The sequence below is a fragment of the Kitasatospora sp. NPDC101801 genome (genome assembly GCF_044766665.1).
Lineage (GTDB): Bacteria > Actinomycetota > Actinomycetes > Streptomycetales > Streptomycetaceae > Kitasatospora.
In genome coordinates, this window is sequence record NZ_JBIWML010000045.1 from 36,037 (window position 1) to 62,879 (window position 26,843).

Below are 26,843 nucleotides of genomic sequence, written 5' to 3' on the forward strand. Positions count from 1 at the left end.
CGCGGGTCAGCACCTCCCCCAGCACAGATCACCGGCGGTTGGCCTGAGCGGCCGTGCGCAGCTGGGCGAGGATCGGCGGGACCTGCTCCTGGCCGCCGTCGGGGGTGAAGGTGAGGATGGCGCTGATGACGACGTAAGCCATGTCGTCGACCGTGGTCAGTCCGGCCGGCGGTGCGGCCCAGAGCTGGAGGGTCCGGGCGAGGAGCTTGGTCGTGCGGTTGCCGGTCTCGGCGCCCATCTGCGCGATCAGGGCCTGTAACTGGTCGGGCAGCAGGCCGTCGTGGACGCCGGGGCCGGTGGCAGTCAGGCTCTGGAGCGCCGGGTCGGCGTAGTCGGCGATGGCGGCGTGCAGCGGCTTCTCGCCGGGGCCGGTGACAGCCACGCTCTCCAGCTCCTGGGCGTCGCCGGTCCAGGCAGCCTCAAGGGCGGCGAGGACGCGCAGGATCTGATCGGGGGGCACCGGGTCAGTCCTCCCCGCTCATGTCGAGCGCGGTGCCGATGTCGTGGAACGGCTGGGCTCAGAGCGTCCGGGTGAGGGCGGCCCGGACGGTCGGCACCGTACCCGGGGAGGCGGCGAGGTGGGTACGCAGGACGCTCTCGGCGAGGAACCGGATCTCGGCGAAGGTCTGCCGGTCGGCGTCGAGCAGGAACGCGGCCCGCTCCGCTCCCTGTCCCGGGCCTGCCGGGCAGGCCCGCACGCGCGGGCGGGCGAGCGCCGACCAGCAGCAGGTCCAGCACACCGGGCATGCCGTCCAGCATCGCGTCGCCGACCCCGGCCTCGCTCGCTCAGGCCGACCGAGTCCGCGGTTGCGGCGATCACCGCCGCGATCAGCAGCACCACCCGCTCGTGCTGCTCGCGGTCGGCCGGGGCATGGCCCTGGACCAGGCCGTCGGCGACGGCCAAGCAGTACTCCCACGTGGTGCGCGGCGCGGTCAGACTCTCGCTCGTCCCGGTCCGCCACCGCCCGCTGTCCGCCTCGCCCCACACCGAGATCATCACAGCCCAGACCAAGAGGAAGAACCCCCTTCTAAAACACGACCGAGGTGACCGCCATGTGCGGCGGCTCGGGCCCGTGCACGGACACGGGCGCACCGACTGCGCGTGGCGGTCACCCGGGAAGAATTCCGGGATTCGTGGGAACTCGGTCCATGATCCGGACGACTACCGGCAGGGCACGCAGAGGCGCGCCCGTGCACTCGGATCTTCCAGGAGAGTTCCATGCGTTCTCGCGTGTTGTGCGGCATCGCTGCCGTGGTCGCCCTTCTCGTCACGGGCTGCGGCAGTGCCGGCGGTGCGAAGTCGGGCGACGCGGGAACGGGCACGGCGTCCGCGCCGGCCGGTGGTACGACCTCGGCCGCCGCCGCGGCCTTCCCGGTCAAGGCCACCGACTGTGCGGGGAAGGAGACCGTCTTCGACGCGGCGCCGAAGAAGATCGTCACCAGCAACGCGTCCAGCCTGGAGACGCTGCTGCAGCTCGGCGCGGGCGCCAGGGTGATAGGCACCGGCTTCCCGCCGGGCAGGGGCACCCTGCCCGGCGACATCGCGGACGCGGGCGCCAAGGTCCCGGTGCTCGGCGACATGGTGATCCCGAAGGAGAAGCTGCTGGGCTCGGGCGCCGACCTGTACGTGGACACCTTCGGTGAGATGGGGGGCATGGGCGGCATGGGGGTGACCCCGACCGACCAGGAGTACCAGGCGGCCGGCATCAAGCGGGTCTTCCTGCACTCCACCGCGTGCGCGGCGATGGCCCCGGCAGCGGTGCTGGACCTGACCGGCGTCGAGGCCGACGTCAAGAGCCTCGGCCAGGTCACCGGCACCTCGGCCAAGGCCGACGCGCTGGTCTCGGACATGGAGGAGAAGGTCGGCGCCGTGAAGACCGCGCTCGCCGGTGTGGCGGCGGAGAAGCGGCCCGGCTACTTCTTCTTCGACTTCGACGCCGGCACCAAGCAGCCGATGGCGGTGGGCAACCGGCAGGTCGCCAACGCCGTGATCACCCTGGCCGGAGCACGCAACGTGTTCGGTGATTTCGACGGCGACTTCAAGCCCGTCTCCTGGGAGGACGTCGTCGCCAAGAACCCCGACTGGATCCAGCTCGGGGTGCGCAATCGCGGCAGCGAGGCCGAGAACAAGAAGGCCTACGACGAGGCGGAGAAGTTCCTGCGCGAGTTCCCGGCCACCAGGAGCCTCAAGGCCGTTCAGGACGGCAGGTTCCTGCGGGTCGGCTCCGAGGTGACCACGATCGCCGGCATCCGCAACGCCGACACCGTCCGGCAGATCGCCGCCGCCATCCACCCGGACCTGGTCAAGGGCGCGCAGTAGATGACCGCCGCCACTGCGGCGACCGACCGGCGGCCGACGCGCGCTGCGCGGGCGGGCGTCGTCGCGACCGCACTCACCGCCGCACTCGTCGCGGCCCTCACCCTCGCCGTCTCGCTCGGCTCCGTGGACATCCCCGTCGGGGAGGTCTGGACGGTGGTGGGACGTCGGCTGACCGGCGCCGTCCCCGAGGCCGGCACCCGGGACCTGATCGTCTGGCAGCTGCGCGCCCCCCGCGCCGTGCTCGCCGCGCTGGTCGGCGCCGGGCTCGGCCTGGTGGGCACCGCTGTCCAGGCGCTGGTCCGCAACCCGCTCGCCGACCCCTACCTGCTGGGCATCTCCTCCGGTGCCTCCCTGGGTGCCGTCGCCGTCGTCGTCCTCGGCGCGGGCACCGGATTCGCCTTCGGCTTCGGCGTCTCGGCCGCCGCGTTCGCCGGGGCACTGGCCTCCTTCGCCCTGGTCTGGGCGATGGCCCGGCGCGGCGGCGGTTTCGCCCCGATGCGCCTGGTCCTGGCAGGGGTCGGCATCGGACAGTTCCTGTCCGGGTTCACCAGCTTCCTCGTCCTCCAGGCCGGGGACGAGCAGCAGACCAGGGGCGTGCTGTTCTGGCTGATGGGCAGCCTCGGCGCCGCCACCTGGGACCAGCTCGTCCTGCCCGCCGTCGCCGTCTCGCTCGGCTGGCTCGCGCTCCAGGCCCGGGCCCGGCACCTCAACGCCGTGCTGATGGGTGACGAGACCGCAGCCGGGCTCGGTGTCGACACCGCCCGCCTGCGCCGTGAGCTGTTCGCGGTGACCAGTCTGCTGACCGGGGTGCTGGTCGCGGTCTCCGGCGCGATCGGCTTCGTCGGCCTGCTGGTGCCCCACGTGTGCCGCCTGGTCGTCGGCGGCGACCACCGCCGCCTGCTACCACTGTCGGCTCTCACCGGCGCCGTCCTCCTGGTGGTGGTGGACACCGTCGCCCGCACCGCCCTGGACGCCCAGGAGCTGCCGATCGGCGTCGTCACCGCCGTCATCGGCGCCCCCGTCCTGCTCTGTCTCCTCGACCGACGGCTGGAACGCTGATGAGGGTCACCATCGAGGACGTCACCGTCGCCCTCGGCGGACGCGATGTGCTCTCCGACATCGGCCTGATCGCCGCCGAGGGCGAGATCGTCGGCCTGGTCGGCCCGAACGGCAGCGGCAAGTCCACCCTGCTGCGCACGGTCTACCGGCACCTGAAGCCGCGCGCCGGGCGGGTGCTGCTGGCCGACCGGGACGTCCGCTCGATGGCTCCGGCCGAGGCCGCCCGACACCTCGCCGCGCTGCCGCAGGAGCGCGGCTCGGACTTCGAGTTCACCGTCCGCGAGGTGGTGGCGATGGGCCGCACCCCGTACAAGCGGGCCTTCGCCGGGGACGACGAGAGCGACCGGGCGGCGGTGACCGAGGCACTGGGGCGGGTGGGTCTGCGGGCGTACGCCGACCGCCGGTTCGCGGAGCTGTCCGGCGGCGAGCGGCAACGGGCGCTACTCGCACGGGCGTTCGCCCAGCAACCGGACGTGCTGGTGCTGGACGAGCCGACCAACCACCTCGACGTCCGGCACCAGGTGGAGCTGCTGGCCCTGCTGCGCGAGCAGCGGCGCACCACGCTGATCTCGCTGCACGACCTCAACGCCGCGGCCTCGCTGTGCGACCGGCTGCACGTGTTGCACGAGGGGGCTCTGGTGGCCTCGGGCACTCCGCGGGAGGTGCTCACCCCGGACCTGCTGGCGAAGGTGTTCGGCGTCCGGGCCGCAGTGCTGGACCATCCGTTGACGGGAGACCCGCTGATCGCCTTCGACCACCGGCTCACCGCCGACGCGCCGGCCGCCGAGAAGTCCCGCACGGCGGTGTGATCCGAGCCTGGTGCACGATTCGCCGGAGCGCGGCCCCAGGTCCCCACGGGACCTGGGGCCGCCCGGCTCCCGGTACGGTCAGCCGGTCTCGAAGTGGCTCGGGCGGCCGTCACGCAGGACCAGCCGACCCTGCCGTTCGGCCTCGGGTCGGCGCACCAGTTCCCAGGTGCCGTCGGGGCGGTGCAGTACGGCGGAGTGCCAGGGGGTGGCCCAGGCGTCGGGGGCGTCGAGCAGGCGGATACCGAACTTGGCGGCGCCGCGCGGCTGCGGGTGGATGGACAGGCGCACGGTGCGCGGGTGGTGTTCGGCGATCAGGTCGCCCCAGGCGCGGCTGCGCTGGATGACGCCGTAGGCCCGCTGTCTGCACTCGCGCTGGAGGGCGGATCTGGTGCCGGTGAAGTCGACGGTGTCCTCGGTGAGGAAACGGGTGATGCCCAGGTAGAGGGCGAGAGTGTGCTCATCCGCCCTCACCTCGGCGCGCAGGGCCTCGACGGTGGGCGCGTACCTGGCATGGACGCGGGCGCGCTTCTCGTCGTATGCCAGGTCGCCGAGGACGTCGCGCAGGTCGAAGACGGACAGGTGGGTGAGGTTCTCGCGGCGGATCATGGCGGCGAGTTCGTCGGCGTAGGCGTCGATGTGCGGGTCGGGGACGCGGATCAGGTCGCCGAAGATGTGACCGTCGGAGCAGATCGCCATTCTCGCCCCGGGCCCGTACACCTCGCCGACCCTCCGGCACAGGTCGTCGAGGAAGGTGAGGGAGAGGCGTTCCCCCTCGTCCGGGAGGTGTCCGAGCACCTTGGCGGGGCTCGGGGACTTGCAGGGGAAACCCAGCAGGGTGAAGACGATCGGGTCGCCCTGCTCGACGAACTCGGCTATCTGGCACAGCTGTTCGGGGAAGTCGCCAACGGCCGCCGGGAGGTCGGTGTCGGTGCTGCGCCGGTGTGGCAGGAGCAGTTCCAGAACGGCGGCGCAGGTCTGCCGGACGTCGCTGGAGGTCGATGCGGGTGGGGCCATGACGGTTTCGGTGGTGGGCACGTCTCTCCTCCGTGAGGGCATGGCGAGATGGCGCCCGGGCTCCTGCCGCTGTTCGATGGGGCGGGTGCCCGGGCGCTGGGACCGGTGGGTGGCTGGGGTGGGCCGGGTCAGACGCGCTGGTCGTACGCGACGGGCAAGCTGTCGACGCCGCGGGCGAGGACCGCCGGGATCCAGGTCAACTCGTCCAGGTCAGCCGCGGGCCGCAGGCCCGGCAGGCGCGTGAGCAGGGTGGCGACGGCAATCTGGAGTTCGGCACGGGCGAGCGCGGCGCCGGGGCAGAAGTGGACGCCGTGGCCGAAGGCCAGGTGAGCGTTCGGGCTGCGCTCCAGGTCGAGTGCGTCGGCGTCGGGGAATTGCCGCTCGTCGCGGTTGGCGGCGCACAGCGAGACGATGACGGAGTCGCCGGCCGGGATGCGGGTGCCGTGCAGGTCACTGTCCTCGGCGAAGAACCGCCAGGTGGTCAGTTCGAACGCGGCGTCGTGGCGCAGGAGTTCCTCGAGTGCCCGGGGCATCAGCTCCGGTTCGTCCCGCAGCCGCTCCAGCTGGTCGGGGTGGCGCAGCAGGGTGATCATCATGGTGCTGATCTGGTTGGTGACGGGCTCCTGGCCGGCGACCAGGAGCTGGAAGATCATCGAGTCGAGTTCCTCCGGGGTGAGCTCCCCCCGGTCGCGGGCGACGACCAGGCGGGAGAGCAGGTCGTCCTCCCCGTGCTCGCGCTTGTGGGCGACGACGTCGGCGATGTAGGTCTGCAGGCCGGACAACCGGCCCTCGTAGGCGGGGCGGCCGGGATCCTGGGGGCCGACGGGCTGGACGACCTTGCCCCAGTCCCGGTCGAAGCGGGCGGCCTGCTCGGCCGGCAGTCCGATCACCTCGGCGAGGACACGGAAGGGGTAGTGCGCGGCGAAGCCGGCCACCAGGTCGGCGCCGTCCTCGGCGGGCAGTGCGTCCACGAGCCGGTCGGCGATCTCCTGGAAGCGGGGGCGCATGGCCTCGATGCGGCGCGGGGCGAACGCGTCCAGGACCAGGCGGCGCATCCGGGTGTGCTCCGGCGGGTCCTGGTGCAGCAGGTGGACCTGGAGCTGGGAGTGCTGGGGCTCGGGCATGATCGAGGCGAGCGCACGCCAGTTGTCGTTGCCCAGACGGTGGTTCTTGCCCAGGCGCGGGTCGTTGAGCGCGGAGTGGGCGGCCTCGTAGCCGGTGACGAGCCAGGCGGCGATCCCGGACGGGAAGCGCACACGGTGGACGGGACCGGCGTCGCGCATGCGGCGGTACAGCTCGTAGGGATCGGTCTTGTAGGCGGCGCCGTACAGCGGTATCGGCTCGCCGGCGGTCGCGCCGGTGACGGGGCAGCGGCCCTCGGCACGGTCAGGAGTGGTCATGGCGAATTCCTCGGAGGTAACGGGGACAGGGGAGGTCAGAGGGTGACTGCGGGCTTGTGGTGGTCGAGCCACAGGGCGAGGTCCACCACCCGTTCCAGGCGGAGCCGGTGGCCCCACTGGAGCTGGTCGGCCGGGGTGTCGAGAGTCGCCTTGATGACCGCCTCGTCGGCGATGTCGCGCACGTGCGGTGCGTCCAGGGCCTCCCGGGCCAGGTCCTGGAGGCCGCTGTTGTAGTCGGGGTGGTGGGTGGCCGGGTAGTGGTTCTTGGGCCGCCACAGGACCGAGTCGGGGGCGATGCCCTGGCCGACCGAGCGCAGCAGGCCCTTCTCCCGGCCGTCGTGGTTCTTGAGCGCCCAGGGGGCGTTGAAGGCGTACTCGACAAGGCGGTGGTCGCAGTAGGGGACGCGGACCTCCAGGCCCTGCGCCATGCTCAGGCGGTCCTTGCGGTGCAGCAGTTGGCGCAGCCAGCGGGTGAGCGAGACGTGCTGCATCTCCCGTCCCCGGTGCTCGGCCGGGCTCTCCCCGTCCAGATGCGGAACGGCTGCGAGGGAGGTGCGGTAGGTGTCGTCGCGGAACTCGGCGATGCGCAGCATCCGGGAGAGCTCGGGGTTCATCGGCATCGCGGCCTCGTTGCCGGTGACCAGCAGCCAGGGGAAGGTCTGCGCGGCGAGCGCCTCGGGGTGGTGGAACCACGGATAGCCGCCGAACACCTCGTCGGCGGCCTCGCCGGAGAGGGCGACGGTGGAGTGCTTGCGGATCTCGCCGAACAGCAGGTAGAGCGAGGTGTCCATGTCGCCGACACCGATCGGCGAGTCCCGGGCGACGACGACGGCCCGGCGGTGCCCGAGGTCGAGCAGGGCGCGCGGGTCGAGGATGACGGTGGAGTGGTCGGTGCCGATGAAGGCGCCGGCCTCGGTCGCGAACGGGGTGTCGTGGCCGGTGCGCAGCACGTCGCCGGTGAACTGCTCGGCCTGGTCGCTGTAGTCGACGGCGTAGGAACGCAGCTTCGCCCCGGGGCCCTCGGCGAGACGCAGTTCGTCGGCGACCAGGGCGGTGACGACGGTGGAGTCGAGGCCGCCGGAGAGCAGGCTGCAGAGCGGGACGTCGGCCTCCAGCTGGGCCCGGGCCGCGCGGTTGACGAGCGAGCGGACCTGCTCGGTGGTGCCGGCGAGGTCGTCGGTGTGCGGGCGGGCCTCCAGCTGCCAGTAGCAGCGCTCCCGGATGCCGTCCCGGTCGAGGACCAGCAGGCCGCCGGGGTGAACCTCGCGCACGCCGGCCCAGACGGTGGGCCCGGTGTTGAAGAGCAGGCTGTACGCCTCGCGCAGACCGTCGGCGTCCACCGCCGGGGTGACCTCGGGGTGCGCGAACAGGGCCTTCGGTTCGGAGCCGAAGGCCAGGCCGCCGTCGACCTCGGCCCAGCACAGCGGCTTCACGCCGAGCCGGTCGCGCACCAGCAGCAGCCGCTGCTCGCGCTCGTCCCAGATGCCGAAGGCGTACATGCCCTCCAGGCGGTCGACCAGCGCCTCACCCCACTCCTGGTAGGCGCGCAGGACGACCTCGGTGTCGCTGCGGGTCTCGAACCGGTGCCCTCGGGCCGTGAGCTGGGCACGCAGTTCGTGGTGGTTGTAGACCTCGCCGCTGTAGGTCAGCACGGCGCCCGGGTGGCCGGGGCGGTCGGCCATGGGCTGGGCGCCGCCTTCGAGGTCGATGACGGACAGGCGGCGGTGGCCGAGTGCGGCGTGGGCGCCGAGCCAGACCCCTCCGGCGTCCGGGCCGCGCAGGGCCATGGTGACGGTCATCGCCTCGATGACGGCGGGGCTGTGGCGGACGTCCCTGTGGAAGGACACCCAGCCGGTGATTCCGCACATGCGCGTGCTCCTGACGTGAAGTGACGGGGCGGGAAGGGAGGGTCAGGCCGCACGGGTGCCGGCGCGGCCGTGCAGGGCCAGCAGCGGAACCGCGAGGCAGGCGGACCCGGCGGCGAGGCCCAGTCCCAGGTGCAGGCCCCCCGTACCGGAGCCGCCGAGGCTCCAGGCGGCGGTCGCCAGGGCCGGGCCAAGGGTGAAGCCGAGGCTGCGGGCGAGCTGCACGGTGGAACTCGCGGTGGCGACGGACCGTGGCGCCGCCGACGTCATGACGAGGGTCTGGGCGGGCCCGCCGTACAGGCCCATGCCGGCGCCGGCCAGCGCGAGGCGCCAGGCGATGCCGGGCAGGGACCAGCTGTCGCCCATCGGTACGAGCAGGAGGAAGCCGAGCGCGGTCAGCGCGGCGCCCGCTGTGGCGGTGGGCCGGGCGCCGACGCGGTCGGCGAGGCGTCCGCCGGGCAGGCCGGCCAGCCCCATGGCGAGGGGGAAGCACAGGATGGTCAGGCCGGTGGCGGTGGCGTTCCGGGCCTCGTCGCGCTGCAGGTGCAGAGCGATCAGGTAGTGCACGCCGGCGAAGGCGACCGCGATGGCGAGCACGGCGGTGTTCAGGCCGGCGGTTCGGTTCTCCCGCAGAGCCGCCTTGACGGGCCGTCCCCCGGAGCGGCGCAGCCACCCCAGTGTCAGCGGTACGGCCGGGGCGGCCAGCAGCAGCCACGGCGGCGCGTTCACCGAGAAGGTCAGGGCCAGGAGCAGGGCGGCGACGGCGCCGGCGATCAGCGCGGCGTCGGTGAGCTCGGCCCGCGCGGGCAGGGTCGGCGATCCGCTCCGGGGCAGGTGGCGGCGGGCGATCAGCCAGGCGGCGAGGCAGACGGGGAGCTTGACGAGGAAGATGGCGCGCCAGCCGAGGTGGTCGAGCAGCAGTCCTCCCAGGGCCGGCCCGGCAACCGCGCCCAGCGGCCCCAGGGTGGCCGGGACGCTCATCGCCCGGCCCCGTAGCTCCGGCCGGACCGAGCGCATCGCGAGCACCGGCATCAGCACGAACAGCACGGCCCCGAAGGCACCCTGGAGCATGCGGGCCCCGATCAGCGCACCGGCCCACGGCGCGGCCGCGGCTGCGGCGCTGCACAGCGCGAACCCGCCGACGGCAGTCAGCACCGCCGCGCGCGTACCGACCGCATCGAGCCAGCGGCCGGCGGGCAACAGCAGTGCCACCAGCGGAAGTTGGTACCCCAGGGCGGCCCACTGGGCGGTCTGGGCCGAAACCTGGAAGCCGTCGGCGATGTCGGCGAGGGCGATGTTGACGATGTTCATGTCGAACATCGCCACGAAGGACAGCATCCCGGAGACCGCCACCAGGCTCCAGCGGTCCGCCGCCGCGAGCGGCACTTCGTGGGCGGTCGGCGCGCTCACCGGGATATCTCCCTGACGGTGGGTCTGAACCGCTGTGACGAGCGTCTGTTGAGCCGCATACCCCGCCCTTCCTCGCGGAACCGGGCACCGTCTGCAACGGCACCCGGCAAACGAGTCGGACCGCACCCCTGAGAAGTTTCGGATACCTGCCGAATTCTTTGTCAGGTGGGAGAGCGCACCCGCGCCGCTCGTCCCGCACCGGTGCCGGAGCGTCCCGCGCCGTCCGCCGCGAGCGCCCAGGTGGGCCGGGCGCTGCGCGGTGGCCGAGGTGGCCGGCCGGTCAGATGCGGCCGGTCAGCGTGAAGCCGGCCTCGTCGACGGCGGCCCGGACCAGGTCCTCGTCGATCTGCCCGGCGACGCTCACCCGCCCGGCCTTGGCGTCGGCCGTGACGGCGGTGACGCCGGGAAGAGCGGAGAGCTGGGTGCTGACGGTCCGCTCGCAGTGGCCGCAGCTCATGCCCTCGACGGCGAAAACGGTGGTGCTCGACATGGATGGTTCCTCCGGAGACTGTCGTTCACGGCCTGCGACGCGGGCCGTGGTGCGTGCGTCCACGACAACGCATGGACGGTGGCGGGGCACCGGGACACGCCGCCCGGTGCCCCCTTCGGGTGGAGCGGGGAACTGATCAGGCCACGCGATCGACCGGGGCCCGGCCGACCCGCTCGGCGTCGGCGAGCTGGCGGATCAGGACACCCCGGGCCCGGTTCACCCGGGAGCGCACGGTACCGATCGGGCAGCCCGTGAGCTCGGCGACCTCCTCGTACGGCAAGCCGAGCACGGCGGTCAGCACGAAGGCCTCGCGGCGCTCTGCGGGCAGGGCGTGCAGCAGCTCGGTCAGCGCGATGCCCTCCGGGAAGTCGGGCAGGTCGCAGGACTGGGCCTTCTCGACGGCGCTCTGCCAGTCGTCGGTGTCCAGCAGCCGGGGCCGAGCCGTGGCGAGGCGGATCCGGTCCACGACCGTGCGGCGGGCGATGGACTTCAGCCAGGTGCGGGCCGAGGAACGGCCTTCGAAGCGGGGCAGGCTGCGCAGCGCCCGCAGGTAGGTGTCCTGGGTGAGGTCGTCAGCGGCCTGAGGCTCACCGCTGAGGTGAGCGACGAAACACCACACGTCGGTGCGGGTGGCGCGGACGAAGCGGTCCACGGCGACCGGGTCGCCGCCGCGGGCGGCCAGCGCCCAGGCGGTCACGGTCGGATCATCGGTCCGTACGCGCCGGGTCACGGTGCGTGGGGACGGCAGGACAGGCGTCATCGCCGGTTGTCCTTACTCGGGAGGTGGGAGCGGCCGGGCAGGCCGCAGGACCGGTTCGGGGCGTGCGACGGCGACACCGCTGCCGGCACGGGCGCGGTGTCAGCCGTGGGCTGCCCCGATGTGACGGGCCGTCAGTGGACGGCGGGTGCGACCGGTGGTCCCCGAGTGGTGAGGGCGTGGACGAGCAGCAGCCGCCGCGGACGGCGGACCGCGGTGCGGAGGCGGCGCTGCGGGAGAGGGCTGACGGACCGGACGGCGCCGAGCAGCAGCAGGACCGGGGCGAACAGCCGGGTCGCGACCGTGCGGGCCAACCGGTGGACGGCGCGCTCGCCGGCCGACAGCCACAGGCCCAGCAGCAGTGCCGCCAGCAGGTGCGCGGCCAGCATGCCGAGCATGCCGCCGCCGTGCTGATGCGCCACCGCTGCCATGGCGTGGTGCGGAAGCGCGGCGGCGGGCATCGTCATGCCCGGCATGTCGGCCAGGGCGGAGGGGTCGGGCAGGTCGACCGGGACAACGGTCAGGCCGCCGCCGGGAGCTGACCGTGGGTCAAGGCCCGCGGCCTCGACGAGCTGCGTCGCCTGCGCCTCGGTCAGTGGTCCGGCGTTGCACAGGAGCAGCCGTGCCCACTGGGTCGCGTATCCACCGGGGGCAGGTGCTGCGGAGGCTGCCTGACCGAGCGAGAACACCGCGTGCAGAGCCGCCTGACCGCCGACGGTCAGCCCGGTGACCAGCAGCGGGCCGCGCTCCCAGCGGGCCGTGAGCCAGGCGAGCGCCCCGGTGCCCGCGAACGCGGCGGCCAGCGCCCAGCCGGGCACGGGGACGCCGGACGTCAGGACATGGCCGGTCGCCGCGAGCAGCACGCAGGCAGCCGCGAACACTGCGGCCCGCCCCACCCGTGCGACTCGTCCCGTTTCCATGGCCGGCTCATCGTCGCATCCCCTCACGCGTCCACCGTGACGCCCCCCGCGACTTCGACCGGCCGGCGAGATGTGACGGGCGTCACCCGTTCGCCAGGGAACTCCGGCCGCCACTCATCCGACCAGTGTTTCGGCCTCTGCCCACGAGCCGGCCGGTCAACAGCCCAACTGCTCCCCGGTGGCGGCCGGACAGTCTCCCCGCCCGATGATGACGCCGAGCCCATCGACGACAGTCGGCCCTTCGGGCGGGGTGGCGGCAGGAGACGTGGCCATGTCAGGCTCACAGCTCCAACTGACAGGCTCATCAGGGGAGTTCACATGAGAACCTTGCAGCAGCTGACCCGACTGCTGACCGTCGTCGCCCTCCTGCTCGGCGGCCTGGTCATGACCGGCGCCCCGGCGGCGACGGCCGTGCAGCAGACGCAGAGCGGCGCGACGACGACGATCTGCGGCTACACACCCGTCCCCGCCGGCTGGGTGATCCTCAGTCAGACCTCGGCCGGCTGCAGCGGCTACGGACAGCGCACCATCATGCAGCTCACCACCGAGACGACCGTCCAGGCGTGCGCCAACTCCCCCATCCCGGACGGGTGGGTGATCACCGCGATGCAGAACGTCACCGGGTGCGGCAGCTTCCCGCAGTACACCCTGCTGAGGATCACCACCCAGACCACCGTCACCGACTGCGCCCAGTCGGCCATCTTGAGCGGGTGGGTCATCGTCGCGATCCAGACCTCCGGCACCCCCTGCGGGAGCTACGGCACCTACACCGTCACCCTGCTCACCACCCAGACCTCGATCCTGGCCTGCGCCAACTCCGCGATCCCGAACGGGTGGGTCATCCTGAGCCGGCAGAACGGCGCGGGCTGCGGCAACTACCCGCTCTACAACCTGCTGAGGATCACCGACCAGACCACCCTCACCACCTGCGCCCAGTCCGCGATCCCGACCGGCTGGGTGGTCACCGCGATCCGGACCTCCGGCACCCCCTGCGGGACGTACGGGGACTACACCATCCTGAAGATCACCAACGAGACCGGCCTGCAGGTGTGCGGCAACTCCACGATCCCCACCGGCTGGACCGTCACCGGCCAGGGGTCCGGCTCCCAGTGCGGGGTCTACGTCGTCTACACCATCCGGAAGACGGGCTGAACCCACCCGGGCAGCATGCCGGTCGGCGGCACCACCTGCCGCCGACCGGCGTGCTCCGGCCCCGCACGGACCCGAAGCGCAGCCGCCTGCGCTCCCAAGCGACCATCAGGAAACTCTCAGGTAAGGCTCATCCGTGCGTGGCAGGCTGCCTGGGCGCGCGTGGGCCCGATGCCCACCCGCAGTCCCCGGAGAGTTCGTTCGTGCGTATTCGCTCCATGACCCCCGCCCCCGTACGCCGCCGCCCCGCCCCGCTCGTACGCGGGGACACCGTCACTCCCGCGCCGGGCTCCCCGGAGCCGGTGACCGAAGTGCGGCTGGGCGCGCTCCGGAGGGCGCGAGGAGCAGCTGTGACCACACCGGCACGGAGCTCGCACGCCTCCCCCTGCCCGGGCTCTCCCCCCTCCCGCAGCACCACCCGACCGCATCCTTGACCCGAGGAGACGCGCCCGTGACCGAACTCCACCCGTCCCCCTCCCCCGCCACCGTCACCACCCCACCGCCACCGAAGCCGGCCCTGGCGCCGACCCCGAAGCCGGCCGGCCGATGGCGGTTGCTCCGCTGGGCGGCCTGGCCGGTCTACTTCACGCTGCTCGCCCGGTGGACGTACGACAACGGCCTGGCCTACACCGAGGACCTGGTCTTCCTCTGGCTGATCGGTGCCCTGCTGGCCGCCGCCGTGCACGGCGGTGAGGGCTGGCGCCGCACCCTGCTGGTGCTGCGCGACTGGGTGCCGGTGATGGCGGTGGTGTGGACGTACTCACTGCTGCGCGGTTACGGTGCCCACACGCCCTGGCTGCCGCACCTGCGGCCCCAGTTGGCGTTCGACACGGCGCTCGGGTTCGGCCGGACGTGGACGGTGCGCCTGCAGCACGCCCTCTACACCCCGGGTGCGGCGCACTGGTACGACTACGCCGCCGTCACGGTGTACATGTCGCACTTCTTCATGGTCTTCGTGCTGCTCGCGGTGCTCTGGCGGCGGAACCACGCCAGGTTCCGGCACCTGCTCGGCTGCTACCTCGCCGTCACCTACGCGGGCTTCCTCACCTACGTCCTCTACCCGGCGGTGCCGCCGTGGATGGCGGGCGCCCAGGGCGACACCGCCCCGGTGACCAGGATCGTCGGCGACGTGCTGGCCCAGGCCGAACTGCCGCGTGCCGCCTCCGTGTTCGAGGACGGCAGCCGGTTCGCCAACGACGTGGCCGCGATGCCCTCGCTGCACGCCGCGTACCCGATGCTGATCGCGCTCTTCTTCTGGCCGACCGCCACCCGCCGGGTCCGCGTGCTGCTGGCGGCATACCCGCTCGCGATGGCGTTCACCCTGGTGTACGGCGCGGAGCACTTCGTCATCGACATCCTGGTCGGCTGGGTCTACGCCGTCGTGATCCACCGCGGCGTCACCCGCCTCGTACGGCGTCGGGCGGCCGGCCGCGCCCTCCGCGCGGTGCCGGCCGTCCGGCACCGCGAGCTGCTCAGCGCCCCGCGCTGACCGGACCCGCCCGCCCGGCGCTGACCGTCGCCCCCGGGGACAACGGTCAGCGCCGTCCTGGTCAGGCCAGTTGGGCCGCCTGCAACCCCGCGTACGCGCCGCCGCTCCGCAGCAGCTGGTCGTGCGAGCCGATCTCGGCTATCCGTCCCTCGTCCAGCACCACGATCCGGTCGGCGCCCTTGATGGTCGACAGCCGGTGCGCCACCACGAACACCGTCCGGCCCCGGACCAGCCGGCCCAGCGCCTGCTGGACCAGTGCCTCCGAGCGCGAGTCCAGTGCGGAGGTGGCCTCGTCCAGGACCAGGACCCGGGGGTCGCGGATCAACGCCCGTGCGATGGCCAGCCGTTGCCGCTGCCCGCCGGAGAGCCGGGCGCCGCGCTCCCCGACCACGGTGTCGAGCCCCTGCGGCAGCCGGTCGATGAACTCCAGCGCGTTGGCGTCCCGGAGCGCCGTCCGGACCTGGTCCTCGGTCACCTCCGGCAGGCCGTAGGTGACGTTCTCCCGAATGGTGCCCTCGAACAGGATCGACTCCTGCGGGACCACCGAGACGAACTTGCGGTAGCTGCGCAGGTCCAGCGACTCCATGTCGGCGCCGTCCAGCAGGATCCGGCCCTCGGTGGGGCGGAGGAACCCGATCACCAGGTTGAGCACCGTCGACTTGCCCGCGCCCGAGCCGCCGACCAGGGCGATGGTCTCGCCCGGACGGACCGTCAGGTCGAAGGCGCTGACCGACGGCGGCCCGGCCTCCTCGTAGCGGTAGCCGACGCCCTGGAAGTCCACCCGGCCACGGACCCGTTCGACCTCCGCCTTGCCGGAGTTGACCTCCAGGTCGGGGGCCTCCAGCACCTCGCCGACCGAGCGGACCGACGCCAGCCCCTTGCCGATCACCGGGGTCAGGCTCATCAGGCTGGTCACCGACCCGGTCAGGGTGGTGAAGTAGGCGCTGAGCATGACCACCTGCCCGGCGCTGACGTTCATCCAGCCGTAGTACGCGACCAGGGCGGAGCCGGCCAGGCAGCCCACCCCGATGGCGTTCAGCAGAATCCACGCCAGGGCACCGAACCGGCCGTTCAGCAGGTCCAGCCGCAGCCCCGCGCTGAGCACGGAGCCGAGCGTCCGGTCGACCCGGCGCAGCGCGGTGCGCTCCAGCCCGTGCGCCCGGGTGATCGGGATCAGCGTGGTCATCTCGTTGATCCGCGACGAGAGTTGCTCCACCTGCACCCGGAACGACTCGTTGTCGGAGCGCAGCCGCTCCCGCAGCCGGTCCACCAGCAGCGCGGAGGCGGGCACGATGACCAGGAACACCGGCAGGAAGGCCGGTGCCTGGAGCGCGACCACGACGACGCCGCCGACCAGGGTGGCGACGGCGCCGAGACCGAGGTCGGCGGTCTGCTGGGACGCGTTCTCGATGCCCTCGACGTCCCGGACCACCTTGGCCTGCAGGACACCCGCGCTCACCCGCGAGTGGTAGCCGATCGACAGTTGCTGCATCCGGTGACAGAGCGCCGAGCGCAGCCGGGTGCCGGTCCGGCGGATGCTGCCGTGCATGCAGCGGACGTAGAGCAGGTGCAGCGGCAGGTTGAGCAGCAGGATGACCAGCAGGACGGCGGCGTTCCACCACAGCCCGGCGATCGGCCGGTGCTGGACGACGACGTCGATGATGTTCGCGGTGATCAGCGGGAGCAGCCAGACCGGCGTGTGCTTGGCGAAGTACACGACGACGGCGAGCAGCACCCGCCGGCGGTCCGGCTGGAACAGGTAGCAGAGGGTGCGGATGGGGTGTTCGCCACGGTAGCGGTGGCTGAGCGGGCCTTGCGGCAACGCCATGAACGTCTCCTGGGGACGGAGTTCGGTACAGCTGGGGCCTGAGGGTTGCGGTCATCCTCCCAGCGCGGCCCGAACACGCAACAGCCAATTTCCGCCCCCGGCCCCGGTCCCCCTGCCCGCATGCCCCGGCCGCCGGGCGAGGTGAGCCTGCGGCGGCCGGGTCTGCGCGACGGAGCGGTCCCGGGCCTCCGGGCCGACACCCGGGACCGCCACCACCCCCTCGTCTGACCGCGCATCCGCCGGCCAAACCTGGCGATCCGTCAGGTCGCCCGGTCCACCACGGTCGCACGTGCACCGACCGACGCCCCCGACCTGCCACGAAGCCCTTGGCCACCCGTCCGGGGAACGTCGCAGGCGGCCGTGCGGCACCCGGCCAATGATGCAACATTTTGGTCGATCGTGTTGACATCTGCTCGATACAGGGCCGGATACTGCATCTAACTGCAGACCTCGCGGTGTCGCAGCCTTCATCCCCCACCCCCTCCGGTGCCGTGCGACCCCCCTGCGCACCACCTGCCGCCCGGCCCGGAGCACCGACCAGGAGGGCCACCCCCATGCCACGTCCCCGCTCATGGGCCGCACCCGTCCCCCACGACCACCACGGCACGACTCCGCCCCCGCAGCAGGAGACCCCCGTGCCGTCCCGCCGCAGCAGGCTCGCCGCCTTCCTCCTCGCCACCACCATGACGGTGACCGGCGGCCTGCTCGCCCAGAGCACCGCCCAGGCCACGCCCCCCACCTCCGGATACACCGTCACCGTCGGCGCCAAGGGCGCCTGGACCCACCCGACCGACACCCCGGCCTTCCCCTACATCGACAAGGACGGCACCTTCTACTACCAGCAGGCCGCCGCCCTCTACGGTGCGAACCAGGGCCGGGTGTGGGACTTCTACTCGGGCGGCAACCTGGACACCGCGACCTTCAACACCACCCTCAGCAACGCGGTGAACCCCGCCAACGCCAACGACAAGAACAACGACACCACCTGGCGCTGCAACAACAGCCCCACCGGGCTGGAGGCGACCGTGCCGCCGGCCGGCTCCGGCTACTCCCAGAAGAACTTCTGCGACCTGGCCGGCCTCTGGGTCGATCCCGACACCGGCGACTGGTACGGCCTGGTGCACAACGAGTTCACCCCGCAGCCCTTCGGCGACGGCCTGCACTACGACGCGATCGACTACGCCGTCTCCACCGACCAGGGCCGGACGTGGACCATCAAGGACCACGTCATCACCTCCCCGTACGGCACCAAGCGGGGTGACACCACCGCCTTCCCGAACCAGACCTACTACTACGGCGACGGCGACCAGCGGCTGTTCGTCGACACCGCCTCCGGGTACTTCTACGTCTTCTACGGCTCCCGGGTGGTCGACAAGAGCGGCAGCTGGAAGGCGTTCCACGAGCACGTCGCCCGGTCGCCGATCTCGGCCAAGATGGCGCCGAACTCCTGGCAGAAGTGGTACGACGGCGCCTGGTCCCAGCCCGGCAAGGGCGGCCAGGAGAGCAACATGGTGCCGGTCGGGACCACCGGCGGCACCGGCTACACCCCGGCCGCCGCCGAGTACAACCCGGCGAACACCGGCACCGCCGACCAGCAGGTCGCCGCGGGCAAGATGCCCGCCACCTCGCCGCTGTTCGTCATGGACATCACCTACAACGCCCACCTGGGCCTGTACATCGGCGAGCCCCAGGCCGTCGACCAGTCCGGCAACGCGCCGCAGGAGCTCTACGCCACGGACGACCTCACCACCCAGAAGTGGTACAAGATCGGCGACACCGGCAGCTACCACACGGCCTCCTGGTACCGCTGGTTCCTGGACAGCGCCAGCAAGACCGGCAGCGGCATCGTCGGCAAGAACTTCCGTACCTACTGCTCCTTCGGCTGCTCGGGCGGCTCCAGCAGCGAGTACGTCAACCTCGCCGTCGACAACGCCACGCCCGCCGCACCGCCGGTGGACGCGACCAAGTCCTACCGCATCGCCAACGGGGCCGGCCGGGTGCTCGCCCAGGTCTCCGGCAGCTCGGCCACCACCTCGGTGCCGGCTGCCACCGGTTCCGGTCTCGAGACCTGGAGCTTCACCGGCAACGGTGACGGGTCCTACCGGATCACCAACGGGTCCACCGGCCAGCTGCTCGGCGTCGACTCCGGCGTCACCGCGGGCCGCGCCTGGGGCGCCAAGCCCACCGTCACCGCCGCCCCCGCGGGCGGACCCTCCGTCGGCCAGCAGTGGTGGGTGATCCCGGGCCGGTCGACCACCAACACCCCTGACGGCACGTACCGCCTGGTCAACCGCTACAGCGGACTGGTGATCGGGTTGTCCGCCGACACCGCGCGCCCGGCCGAGACCACGCCCACCCGGTTCTGGACCAACACCACCGGCAGCCCGGTCGGCGCGAGCCGCACCGCCGCCGAGCAGGCCCTCGCCCTGACCGCGACCGGCAGCGTGCCCGAGACCGTGTCCGTGACCGGCCCCGGCAACCAGTCCAGCATGGTCAACACGGCGGTCTCGCTCCAACTCACCGCCACCGACTCGGCCAACAAGCCGCTCACCTTCTCGGCGACCGGCCTGCCCGCCGGTCTGTCGGTCAGCCCCGGCGGCCTGATCACCGGTACGCCCGGCAGCACCGGCAGCTCGACGGTCACCGTCACCGCCTCCTCCGGGACCGCCACCGGCACCGGCACCTTCACCTGGTCGGTCGGGGTGGTGGCCGACGGCACCCACACCGTCGTCAGCTCGGGCAAGGCCCTGGACGACCCGGACCACTCCACCGCCTCCGGCATCCAGCTCATCACCTGGACACCGAACGGCGGCACCAACCAGAACTGGGTCTTCACCCAGCAGAGCGACGGCTCCTACCAACTCGTCAACGGCCTCTCCCAGCTGTGCGTCGACGTCAGCGGCGGCTCCACCGCCGCCGGTGCCCAGGTGCTCCAGGCGACCTGCACCGGGGCGAGCAACCAGCGCTGGCTGGTCAGCGCGGTGACCGGCGGATTCAAGATCACCTCCCAGAAGAGCGGGCTCCTGCTCACCACGGCCTCGACCTCCAACGGCGCCAAGGTCACCCAGCAGCCCGACACCGGCAGCGCCCTCCAGCGCTGGACCATCAGCTGACGGTCCACCACAGACCCGGGTCCGGACCCGCTGCCCCGCCCCCGGACCCGGCCCGCCCGAGGCGGTGGGTGCATCCCCTGCACCAGCCCACCGCCTCGGGCACCTTGCCTTGCTGATGGGCCGTCACATCGGCCGCCGGACAACCGACTTCGATTCGTCGGCCACCGGGTGAACCAGCCACTCCCGGGGTAGGGACCGTGCGTCGCCTGCGCTGGGGGGAACGAATGGATCTGATCGGATCCGGGCCGGGCCTGGCGGCCGGTTCGGTGGCGGCGCTGGTGTCGTTCGCCGTCCTGTTCTCCTGGCGCCGGGCGGTCCGGCGGGCCTGGCAGGCCCTGGCCGCCACCGCCGGCCCGCCGCGCCCGGCCACCACCGAGCTGGACCTGTACGAGTTCGCCTACCTGTACAGCGGCATGGGCCTCTACCGGGCGCCCGCCGTCGCCCTGGTACGGATGCACGCCGAGGGGCGGATCAGCCTGACCCGCAAGCAGTTCGGCGCCTTCTGGTTCCGGGTGTCGGACCCGGTGCCCCGCGACGAGGTCGAGGGCGTGCTCCTCGCCGAGATCGCGAGGACCAGGAAGGGCCGGCTGCCCGACCACCTGGGCTGGGACCGGGATCCGCCCGCGCACCTCGCCCGGAGCTTTCGCGAACGGCTGGTGACCGAGGGCCTGGTGACCGAGCGGACGATGCCCGCCGGGGTGCTGGCCGACTCACCCGCCGCCGCGGCCTGGCGGGCCGAGCGGCGCCGCCTACGCCTCCGGTGCGTCGCCGCCCTGGTCGCTCTGCTGCTCACCGGCGCGGCCGTCGCCGTCCTCTCCCGGGCCTGGCTGCCACTCGCCGCCCAGCTCGCCGTCCTGCTCGCGGCAGCGATCCGACGCCGGCGACCGGAACACTACGGCCGCACCGACCTCGGCCGGACCCTGGTCGCCGCCACCCAGGCTCGGCCGCTGCCCGCCGACGCCGAACTCCTGCGCCGGGTGGCCACCCAGGGCCTGGAGCGCGGGCTCCCGGCGGGCCACCCGCTGAAGCCCGTCCCGCCGCCACCTCCTCCCCCGGCTCCACCCCGCGAACCGGACCCGCCACGGCAGGAGTTCAACCTCGACTCGACCGGCCTCGGCGGGCTCTGACCCCTGTACCACCGTGCGGTCAGCCGGACTTGACCACCTTGAGCACCTTGCCGGTGGCGCCCACGTTCAGATAGCCGCCGCCGCTGTACTCGTCCGAGAGGTAGTACCGGATGGTGATCTCGTCGGCGAACCAGCCGTACGTCACGTTCAGGTAGCGCGACTTGGGGGTGGGGACACCGAGCTCGGTCTGGGCCTTGGCCATGACGGTCGGGATCTGATTCCAGTCGATCTTGGCGAGGTCCACCGGCTTGTCGTTGCTGCCCACGGTGCCACCGGGCTTGCTGGTCAGCTTGCCGGCCCGGTAGTTGACGTCGTCGTAGTGCTTGGGATTGTCCTTGGTGATCACCCTCGCACTGGCGTACTCGGGGTAGATCAGCAGCTGGGTGACCGTGGCGGTGCCGGTGGCCGAACGGATCTCCTCCACCAGGCCGCGGGCACCGTCCGGGGTGAGCAGGTCCTTGGCGGCGGCACCGGACGCCTTGGGCGTACCGCTGGTGGCGGGGGGCGAGCTTGTGCCACCCACGGTGATGCTGCCCGTACTGGCACCGGTGACCCGCGGGGAGGAGCCGGCAGCCGCGCGATGGTCGAACGTCAGCAGCCCGCTGCTCAGCGACCACCCCAGCAGACCCACCAGCGCCACCCCGGCCACCGCTCCCAGCACCCGGCCGGTACGCCGACGGGCGCGCTGGCGCCCCGGCAACTCCGGCTGCGGCCAAGGCTCGTGACCGCCGGTGGGCTGCCCGGGCACGCGGTCGACCGGGCCCGTGGCGGGGTGCGGAACGACGCCGGTGAGCTGGGTGGGGGTGTACGGGACGGCGTCCTGCACCCCGGCGCCGCGCGTGCCGTCGATGCCCTGCTCGGCTGCGGCGAGCAGCCGGTCGAGCTCGGCGGCGTCGGGCCGCAGGGCCGGATCGCGGGCCAGCAGCGCGACCAGGGCGGGGCCGAGCGGGCCGCAGCGCACCGGCGGCGGAAGCGGCTCGTCCAGCACGGCGGCCAGGGTCGCGAAGGTGGTGGCGCGGCGCAGCGGGTGGTGACCCTCGACCGCGACGTACAGCATCATGCCGAGCGACCAGAGATCGGAGGAGGGGTTGCCCTCGTGGCCGCGGATCCGCTCGGGGGCGATGAACTCGGGCGAGCCGATCAGCGCCCCGGTCGCGGTCAGGCTGGTCGACTCGGTCAGCGCGGCGATGCCGAAGTCGGTCAGCACCGGGGTGCCGTCGGCGCGCATCAGCACGTTGGCGGGCTTCACGTCGCGGTGCTGGATGCCGGCGGCGTGCGCGGCCCGCAGCGCGGAGAGCACTCCGCGGCCGATCCTGGCGGCCTCCTGCGGCGCGAGCGCACCCCGGTTCAGCCGGTCGTGCAGCGAGCCGCCGGACACCAGCTCCATCACCAGCCAGGGGTGGGCCAGTTCGGCGTTGTCGACGATGTGGTAGATGATCACCACGTGCGGGTGCTGGAGCCGGGCCAGCGCCTGGGCCTCGCGCAGCACCCGCTCGCGCAGCTCGAAGGCGGCGGCGGGGTCGGCCGCGAGCATCGCCAGGTCCGGCGAGCGGACCTCCTTGAGCGCCACCTCGCGCTGCAGCACCATGTCCCTGGCCCGCCAGACCAGGCCCATGCCACCGCCGCCGAGCCGCTCCAGCAACTCGAAGCGGCCGTCGACGAGCCGGCCTCCGGGACCCCCTGTAGTCATGGCGGTCATCGTAGGGGTTCGGACGGACAGCTTTCGAACACGCACGGCAGCACGCACTCAGCCGCCGGCGCCCTGTCGCGCACTCAGCCGGTCGCGCGGTCGTCCACCAGCCGCAGCCGGTAGCTGCCGCGCGGTGGGGCCACCGGCAGCCGCCCGGCGCCGAGTTCGGTCAGCAGCACGGTCGGGTCGGTGCCGAGGGTGACCGTGCGCGGCTCACCGTCCAGCCGGACCAGCATCAGGCCGAGGTCCAGCGCGAGCACGTCCGGCAGCAGCGGCACCGCCGGGCAGCTCCGCCCCAGGTGCTCGGCGAAGGCGAGCGCCTCCTCGGTGGCGACCAGCTCAGGGGTCCGCTGCCGCGCGTACCCGGCCAGCAGCCCCCGCACCCCCGCCTCCCCCAGGGTCAGCAGGAGCAGCCGGACGGTGTGCACGAGCGTCCCGGCCAGGGCGCCCGCGCGGAACTCCAGGATCAGTTCGCGCAGCAGGTCGATCGCCGGGTCGGCCGCCAACTCCCGCTCCAGCGCGGTCCGGGGCTCCCGTCCGACGGCCAGCCCGCCGAGGGCGGCCTCCCACTCCTCCGGCGTGGCCCCGCCCGTCGCCGGGTCCGGCGAACGGCGCGGTACGGGCGCGGCGGCCGGGAGCGCCGTTTCGGCCGGCCAGATCGCCCGCAGTCGCTCCGTCAACTCCCGTACCGCACCCGCCGCCAGGCCCGGAGCGGCCGAGGCGGTCAGCTCGAAGAGCACCGCCCGGAGCGCGGGCAGCCGGGGCAGCACCCGTTCGGCGAGCCGCAGCAGGTCCTCGTCGGGCAGACCGCTGTGGGCGTCCAGCCAGTAGCCGCGGTGCTCGAACCCGCCGGCCAGGTGGACCTCCCAGACCCGGTCCAGCGGGAGTTCGGCGAGCAGCTCCTCGACCGTGCAGCGACCGTTGCGCTCGTTGGCCAGCACGTTGTGCAGGTCCAACAGCAGCCCGCAGTCGGCCTGTTCGGCCACCCGGGCGGCGAAGGCGCCGTCGCCGAGTTCGTCGGCCCGGGGCCTGAGGTAGTTGGTGCCGAGCTCCACCGCGAACGGGGCGGGGAGCGCCTCGGCCATCGCCCGGACCGACCGGACGCTGCGGCGTACGCCGTCCGGGGTCTGCCGGGGCGGCAGCATGAAGCCGGTCCGGAAGCCCTCGGCCCCGCCGACCCGGTTGAACGCCAAGTGCTCGCTCACCCACGGCACGGCCAGCCGCTCGGCCAACTCACCCAGCAGCCGGACGTGTTCGGCGTCCGGCAGCTCCGAGCCGCCGACCGGGTCGCCGACGCTGTGCAGCAGCCGGGCACCGGGCAGGTCGGCCAGGCGGCGCAGGGCTTCGTCGTCGGTCGCGACGGTGCCGTCCGGACGGGTCCGCCAGAAGGTCTGCGGTTCGACCTCGATCAGGTCGAGAGCGTCCCCGCACTCCTCCAACAGCCCTTCCAGGCCCCGGACATAGGTGAGCCCGACCCCGAGCCGCGCCATCGCCGCCGACCTCTCCCCGCCCCGCCCGGCCGCCTGCTCAGCGGCCCCGGCCGGAGCTGCCCAGGGTGAACTCGGCCGAGCGGCCGAACGACCAGTCGAAGCCGGAGTGGCAGCTCGGGCAGTTGTCCTGGTTGACGGCGGCCTTGACCGGCGCGGCCATCCGGTCGAGGCCCTCCGCCGCCGAGAGCGAGAGGGTGATCTCGGCCGGAGCCTCGGTGACGGGCACGGTGGACGACACGGGGTACCTCCTGTCCGGCACCCGGATTCCCCGGGCGCCGCTGGCGAATGACGTGGGAAGGAGCATGCCGCGAATTACCCCGGATCCCGGGGGCGGAACCGCGAAACTGCCGCCGAACTGCCGGTCCTGATCGGCGGCTGCCGGCCTTCCACCGAGCGCTCGCCGGCGGGCCCGGGCAACGCGGGACACCGGAGGGGATTCGCGCCCCCTCCGCCCGATACGGCACAGTGGGCGCATGAAGTCGGACCTCGGCACCGCCGTCCCCGCCCGGCGCCGACCGGTGCAGCAGCGCAGCCAGGAGCGGTACGAGCGTCTGCTCGACGCCTGTGCGGGCCTGCTGGACGAGGTCGGCGCGAGCGCGCTCACCACCAAGGAGACCGCGCACCGGGCCGAGGTCCCGATCGGCACCCTCTACCAGTTCTTCGCCGGCAAGGAAGCCCTGCTCGCCGCCCTGGCCGAACGGAACCTGGACCGCTACCTGGAGCGGCTGGCCCGCCGCCTCGACGCCGAGACCCCGCCCGACGTGCCGGGCTTCGTCGACCTGGCGGTCGAGGAGTTCGTGGCGATGAAGCGCGCCGTCCCGGGCTTCGGCCACCTGGACTTCGGCCTGGTCGACCGGCTCCCGGCCGGCGTCACCGACGACCAGCACCTACTCGACCGGGACCTGGACAACAACGCCGCGGTCGCCCAGCGGCTACGCACCCTCGGCGGCCGCCTGTTCACCGGGCCCGGCCACCCGCTGGCGCTGCGGGTCGCGATGGAGAGCGCCGACGCCGTCCTGAAGCTGGCCTTCCGCACCGATCCGGCCGGCGACCCGGCCCTGATCGCCGAGTGCAAGCGGCTGCTGCGCCGCTACCTCACCGATCCGGACGGCTAGCTCCTCGCCCGTCCGGATCGGGCCGGGCGTTGCGACCGCCCCGATCCCGCCGCACAGTGGAGACCGGGACCGCAACCGCACCCGGCAAGGAGCAGACCATGCAAGCGACGGCAGGCGATCACCTCCACACCCACAGCAGGTCGATCGGGATGGCGGACCGGCTGGGCGAGATCATCGAGGTACGGGGCCCCGAAGGCGAGCCCCCGTACCTGGTGCGTTTCGAGGACGGCCACGAGGGGCTGGTCTACCCCGGCCCCGACACCGTGATCGAACGTCAGCAGCCCGCCCACTGAACCCACTTCCCCCGGAGCCCCGTGGCCACCCCCGCACCACTCCCCGGTCCACTCGAACACCTCACCCCGCTGCTGGACGGCTACGGCTACCTGGCGGTGGGGGTTCTCGTCTTCCTGGACAACTGCGCGATCCCGGTCCCGGGCCAGACCGTGCTGGTGCTGGCCGCCGTGTACGCGGGCACCGGCCGGCTCAGCATCGCCGCCGTCCTGGTGATCGCGCTGGTCGCCGCGATCGCCGGGGACGCGCTGGGCTACCTGATCGGCCGGACCGGAGGCCACAAGGCGGTCGAGCGCTGGGGCCGGTACGTGCTGCTCACCCCGGCCCGGATGGCGCGCGGCGAGGAGTTCTTCGCCCGGCACGGGGTCAAGGTGGTCACGGTGGCCAGGTTCGTCGACGTGCTGCGGCAGACCAACGGCATCGTGGCCGGGACCACCGGGATGACCTGGCGGCGCTTCCTGCCGGCCAACGTGCTCGGCGCGGTGCTCTGGGTCGGCGTCTGGGGCGGCGCCGGCTACCTGGCGGGCGGCAACATCGGGCCGCTGTACGAGCAGGTGATGCGCTACCAGGTGGTCGTCCTGGTGGCCCTCGGCGTGCTGCTGGCCGGGCTGGTCGGCTACCGGCTCTGGCGCCGCCGTCGGGTCTGACCGGCCGTCAGCCTGCCGTCCGGATCGAGTAGTTGAAGTCGGCGTGCCCGAAGTGGCCCATCAGCTTGAGCCAGAACGGCATCAGCATCTCCAGCGACCGCGCCGCCGTGATGTCCCCCAGGTCCAGCACCGAGCCCGCCGGCCAGCCGAACTCGGTCAGCAGGGCCACCACGGCGGCCTTCGCCTCCGGGTCGTTGCCCGCCACGAACAGGTTGTGCTCGCCCGGCACCCGGTCCGGGTCCACCATCACTTCGGAGTTGACGGTGTTGAGCGCCTTCACCACCCGGGCCTCGGGGAACTCGCGCTGGATCTGCTCGCCGACGCTGTCGCTGTTCACCGGCACCAGGCTCACCTCGCCCAGCGGCGAGAAGACCAGCGGGTTGGAGACGTCGATCAGCACCTTGCCCGCCAGCGCCTCGGCCCCGGCCAGCTGGAGCGCCTGCACCGCCACCACGCCGGAGGTCGCGTTCACCACCAGCTCGCCGAAGGCGGCGGCCTCGGCGAAGGTCCCGCTGTGACCGTACGGACCGGCCTGCTCGGCCCAGGCCAGCGCGGCCACGTTCTCCTTGCTGCGCGAACCGAGCGTCACCTCGTGCCCGAGCGACACCAGCTTGGCCGCCAGCGTCTTGCCGACGGTGCCCGTTCCGATGATCCCGACCCGCATGGTGTGACTCCCAGTTCGACCCGACCGTGCGGTCACCCTAACCGAGCCACCGGCACGCCGCCGGGAGCACAGGGGTGCCCGTCCCGGACCGGACGGGCACCCCTAGGCCGTGTTTTAGGAAGCGCGGGCGGCCATCCACTTGGTGAGGTCGCCCGTGATGCGGTCGGTGCTGGTCTCGACGGTCACGTCGTGTTCG

At 72.8% G+C, this 26,843-nt stretch carries 24 protein-coding genes; 10 read left to right on the plus strand and 14 right to left on the minus strand.

The features are described from left to right. Positions 1-28: 28 nt before the first annotated feature. The gene (locus ACIRPK_RS32095) at positions 29-460 is read right to left on the minus strand and encodes a hypothetical protein (protein WP_403045130.1); all 432 of its coding nucleotides are present in this window, start codon (positions 458-460) and stop codon (positions 29-31) included. A 58-nt stretch (positions 461-518) separates the two neighbouring features. After that, positions 519-740 carry a hypothetical protein gene (locus tag ACIRPK_RS32100; protein ID WP_403045132.1) on the minus strand — a complete coding sequence of 74 codons (222 nt, stop codon included), beginning with the start codon at positions 738-740 and terminating at the stop codon, positions 519-521. A 479-nt stretch (positions 741-1,219) separates the two neighbouring features. Between ACIRPK_RS32100 and ACIRPK_RS32105 the strand changes: the two genes are divergently transcribed. Genes ACIRPK_RS32105 through ACIRPK_RS32115 form a run of 3 tightly spaced genes read left to right on the plus strand, consistent with a single transcriptional unit; the run spans position 1,220 to position 4,188 of the window. Then, positions 1,220-2,320, plus strand: a complete 1,101-nt coding sequence (locus tag ACIRPK_RS32105) for an ABC transporter substrate-binding protein (protein ID WP_403045135.1) — start codon at positions 1,220-1,222, stop codon at positions 2,318-2,320. After that, entirely contained in the window at positions 2,321-3,379 is a 1,059-nt protein-coding gene (locus ACIRPK_RS32110; RefSeq protein ID WP_403045137.1) for a FecCD family ABC transporter permease, read from the plus strand. Beyond that, the gene (locus ACIRPK_RS32115) at positions 3,379-4,188 is read left to right on the plus strand and encodes an ABC transporter ATP-binding protein (protein ID WP_403045140.1); all 810 of its coding nucleotides are present in this window, start codon (positions 3,379-3,381) and stop codon (positions 4,186-4,188) included. Before ACIRPK_RS32110 ends, ACIRPK_RS32115 begins: the two co-directional genes overlap by 1 nt. Positions 4,189-4,266: 78 nt before the next feature. Here the strand turns inward: ACIRPK_RS32115 and ACIRPK_RS32120 are convergent, their stop codons facing one another. From ACIRPK_RS32120 to ACIRPK_RS32150, 7 genes are all read right to left on the minus strand, one after another. Continuing rightward, entirely contained in the window at positions 4,267-5,202 is a 936-nt protein-coding gene (locus ACIRPK_RS32120) for an L-tyrosine/L-tryptophan isonitrile synthase family protein (RefSeq protein WP_403045187.1), read from the minus strand. A 128-nt stretch (positions 5,203-5,330) separates the two neighbouring features. Further along, a complete protein-coding gene (locus tag ACIRPK_RS32125) occupies positions 5,331-6,602 on the minus strand; it encodes a cytochrome P450 (RefSeq protein WP_403045143.1) in 1,272 nt (423 codons plus the stop codon). A gap of 35 nt (positions 6,603-6,637) precedes the next feature. Next, a complete protein-coding gene (gene asnB / locus ACIRPK_RS32130) occupies positions 6,638-8,470 on the minus strand; it encodes an asparagine synthase (glutamine-hydrolyzing) (protein ID WP_403045145.1) in 1,833 nt (610 codons plus the stop codon). 42 nt (positions 8,471-8,512) lie between these two features. Beyond that, a complete protein-coding gene (locus ACIRPK_RS32135; RefSeq protein WP_403045148.1) occupies positions 8,513-9,877 on the minus strand; it encodes an MFS transporter in 1,365 nt (454 codons plus the stop codon). Between the two features lie 280 nt (positions 9,878-10,157). Continuing rightward, positions 10,158-10,367: a heavy-metal-associated domain-containing protein gene (locus ACIRPK_RS32140; RefSeq protein WP_403045151.1), complete on the minus strand. Its 210-nt coding sequence runs from the start codon at positions 10,365-10,367 to the stop codon at positions 10,158-10,160. Between the two features lie 136 nt (positions 10,368-10,503). Next, on the minus strand, positions 10,504-11,127 hold the full coding sequence (locus tag ACIRPK_RS32145; protein WP_403045153.1) for a sigma-70 family RNA polymerase sigma factor: 624 nt from the start codon (positions 11,125-11,127) through the stop codon (positions 10,504-10,506). A 131-nt stretch (positions 11,128-11,258) separates the two neighbouring features. Next, on the minus strand, positions 11,259-12,044 hold the full coding sequence (locus tag ACIRPK_RS32150; protein ID WP_403045155.1) for a hypothetical protein: 786 nt from the start codon (positions 12,042-12,044) through the stop codon (positions 11,259-11,261). Between the two features lie 318 nt (positions 12,045-12,362). Here ACIRPK_RS32150 and ACIRPK_RS32155 point away from each other — a divergent pair, with 318 nt between their 5' ends. Beyond that, positions 12,363-13,196 carry a hypothetical protein gene (locus ACIRPK_RS32155; protein ID WP_403045158.1) on the plus strand — a complete coding sequence of 278 codons (834 nt, stop codon included), beginning with the start codon at positions 12,363-12,365 and terminating at the stop codon, positions 13,194-13,196. A gap of 448 nt (positions 13,197-13,644) precedes the next feature. Continuing rightward, on the plus strand, positions 13,645-14,682 hold the full coding sequence (locus ACIRPK_RS32160) for a phosphatase PAP2 family protein (RefSeq protein WP_403045160.1): 1,038 nt from the start codon (positions 13,645-13,647) through the stop codon (positions 14,680-14,682). Between the two features lie 61 nt (positions 14,683-14,743). Here ACIRPK_RS32160 and ACIRPK_RS32165 read toward each other — a convergent pair whose 3' ends face one another. Then, a complete protein-coding gene (locus tag ACIRPK_RS32165) occupies positions 14,744-16,510 on the minus strand; it encodes an ABC transporter ATP-binding protein (protein WP_403045163.1) in 1,767 nt (588 codons plus the stop codon). Positions 16,511-17,193: 683 nt separating this feature from the next. Here ACIRPK_RS32165 and ACIRPK_RS32170 point away from each other — a divergent pair. Together ACIRPK_RS32170 and ACIRPK_RS32175 are read left to right on the plus strand one after the other, a co-directional pair. Then, a complete protein-coding gene (locus ACIRPK_RS32170) occupies positions 17,194-19,623 on the plus strand; it encodes an RICIN domain-containing protein (protein ID WP_403045190.1) in 2,430 nt (809 codons plus the stop codon). Positions 19,624-19,847: 224 nt separating this feature from the next. After that, positions 19,848-20,750, plus strand: coding sequence for a hypothetical protein (locus ACIRPK_RS32175; protein ID WP_403045165.1), 903 nt, complete (start codon positions 19,848-19,850; stop codon positions 20,748-20,750). 19 nt (positions 20,751-20,769) lie between these two features. Here the strand turns inward: ACIRPK_RS32175 and ACIRPK_RS32180 are convergent, their stop codons facing one another. From ACIRPK_RS32180 to ACIRPK_RS32190, 3 genes are all read right to left on the minus strand, one after another. Continuing rightward, a complete protein-coding gene (locus ACIRPK_RS32180) occupies positions 20,770-22,440 on the minus strand; it encodes a serine/threonine-protein kinase (RefSeq protein WP_403045168.1) in 1,671 nt (556 codons plus the stop codon). A gap of 83 nt (positions 22,441-22,523) precedes the next feature. Then, the gene (locus tag ACIRPK_RS32185) at positions 22,524-23,930 is read right to left on the minus strand and encodes a DUF692 family multinuclear iron-containing protein (protein ID WP_403045170.1); all 1,407 of its coding nucleotides are present in this window, start codon (positions 23,928-23,930) and stop codon (positions 22,524-22,526) included. A gap of 37 nt (positions 23,931-23,967) precedes the next feature. Beyond that, positions 23,968-24,168, minus strand: a complete 201-nt coding sequence (locus ACIRPK_RS32190) for a hypothetical protein (protein ID WP_403045172.1) — start codon at positions 24,166-24,168, stop codon at positions 23,968-23,970. A gap of 235 nt (positions 24,169-24,403) precedes the next feature. Here ACIRPK_RS32190 and ACIRPK_RS32195 point away from each other — a divergent pair, with 235 nt between their 5' ends. The 3 genes from ACIRPK_RS32195 to ACIRPK_RS32205 all read left to right on the plus strand — a co-directional run bounded on the left by ACIRPK_RS32195 (position 24,404) and on the right by ACIRPK_RS32205 (position 25,983). Further along, on the plus strand, positions 24,404-25,045 hold the full coding sequence (locus tag ACIRPK_RS32195; RefSeq protein ID WP_403045175.1) for a TetR/AcrR family transcriptional regulator: 642 nt from the start codon (positions 24,404-24,406) through the stop codon (positions 25,043-25,045). A 98-nt stretch (positions 25,046-25,143) separates the two neighbouring features. Next, positions 25,144-25,338 carry a DUF1918 domain-containing protein gene (locus ACIRPK_RS32200; RefSeq protein ID WP_403045178.1) on the plus strand — a complete coding sequence of 65 codons (195 nt, stop codon included), beginning with the start codon at positions 25,144-25,146 and terminating at the stop codon, positions 25,336-25,338. Positions 25,339-25,359: 21 nt separating this feature from the next. After that, positions 25,360-25,983: a DedA family protein gene (locus ACIRPK_RS32205; RefSeq protein ID WP_403045181.1), complete on the plus strand. Its 624-nt coding sequence runs from the start codon at positions 25,360-25,362 to the stop codon at positions 25,981-25,983. 7 nt (positions 25,984-25,990) lie between these two features. Here ACIRPK_RS32205 and ACIRPK_RS32210 read toward each other — a convergent pair whose 3' ends face one another. Beyond that, positions 25,991-26,647 carry an NADPH-dependent F420 reductase gene (locus ACIRPK_RS32210; protein WP_403045184.1) on the minus strand — a complete coding sequence of 219 codons (657 nt, stop codon included), beginning with the start codon at positions 26,645-26,647 and terminating at the stop codon, positions 25,991-25,993. Between the last annotated feature and the right edge of the window lie 196 nt (positions 26,648-26,843).

Bases quoted from the DNA above. Each gene is read 5' to 3' on its own strand.
- ACIRPK_RS32105 (WP_403045135.1), top strand. From the start codon at position 1,220: ATGCGTTCTCGCGTGTTGTGCGGCATCGCTGCCGTGGTCGCCCTTCTC.
- ACIRPK_RS32110 (WP_403045137.1), top strand. From the start codon at position 2,321: ATGACCGCCGCCACTGCGGCGACCGACCGGCGGCCGACGCGCGCTGCG.
- ACIRPK_RS32115 (WP_403045140.1), top strand. From the start codon at position 3,379: ATGAGGGTCACCATCGAGGACGTCACCGTCGCCCTCGGCGGACGCGAT.
- ACIRPK_RS32120 (WP_403045187.1), bottom strand. From the start codon at position 5,202: ATGGCCCCACCCGCATCGACCTCCAGCGACGTCCGGCAGACCTGCGCC.
- ACIRPK_RS32125 (WP_403045143.1), bottom strand. From the start codon at position 6,602: ATGACCACTCCTGACCGTGCCGAGGGCCGCTGCCCCGTCACCGGCGCG.
- asnB (WP_403045145.1), bottom strand. From the start codon at position 8,470: ATGTGCGGAATCACCGGCTGGGTGTCCTTCCACAGGGACGTCCGCCAC.
- ACIRPK_RS32140 (WP_403045151.1), bottom strand. From the start codon at position 10,367: ATGTCGAGCACCACCGTTTTCGCCGTCGAGGGCATGAGCTGCGGCCAC.
- ACIRPK_RS32145 (WP_403045153.1), bottom strand. From the start codon at position 11,127: ATGACGCCTGTCCTGCCGTCCCCACGCACCGTGACCCGGCGCGTACGG.
- ACIRPK_RS32150 (WP_403045155.1), bottom strand. From the start codon at position 12,044: ATGGAAACGGGACGAGTCGCACGGGTGGGGCGGGCCGCAGTGTTCGCG.
- ACIRPK_RS32155 (WP_403045158.1), top strand. From the start codon at position 12,363: ATGAGAACCTTGCAGCAGCTGACCCGACTGCTGACCGTCGTCGCCCTC.
- ACIRPK_RS32165 (WP_403045163.1), bottom strand. From the start codon at position 16,510: ATGGCGTTGCCGCAAGGCCCGCTCAGCCACCGCTACCGTGGCGAACAC.
- ACIRPK_RS32170 (WP_403045190.1), top strand. From the start codon at position 17,194: ATGACGGTGACCGGCGGCCTGCTCGCCCAGAGCACCGCCCAGGCCACG.
- ACIRPK_RS32175 (WP_403045165.1), top strand. From the start codon at position 19,848: ATGGATCTGATCGGATCCGGGCCGGGCCTGGCGGCCGGTTCGGTGGCG.
- ACIRPK_RS32180 (WP_403045168.1), bottom strand. From the start codon at position 22,440: ATGACTACAGGGGGTCCCGGAGGCCGGCTCGTCGACGGCCGCTTCGAG.
- ACIRPK_RS32185 (WP_403045170.1), bottom strand. From the start codon at position 23,930: ATGGCGCGGCTCGGGGTCGGGCTCACCTATGTCCGGGGCCTGGAAGGG.
- ACIRPK_RS32195 (WP_403045175.1), top strand. From the start codon at position 24,404: ATGAAGTCGGACCTCGGCACCGCCGTCCCCGCCCGGCGCCGACCGGTG.
- ACIRPK_RS32200 (WP_403045178.1), top strand. From the start codon at position 25,144: ATGCAAGCGACGGCAGGCGATCACCTCCACACCCACAGCAGGTCGATC.
- ACIRPK_RS32210 (WP_403045184.1), bottom strand. From the start codon at position 26,647: ATGCGGGTCGGGATCATCGGAACGGGCACCGTCGGCAAGACGCTGGCG.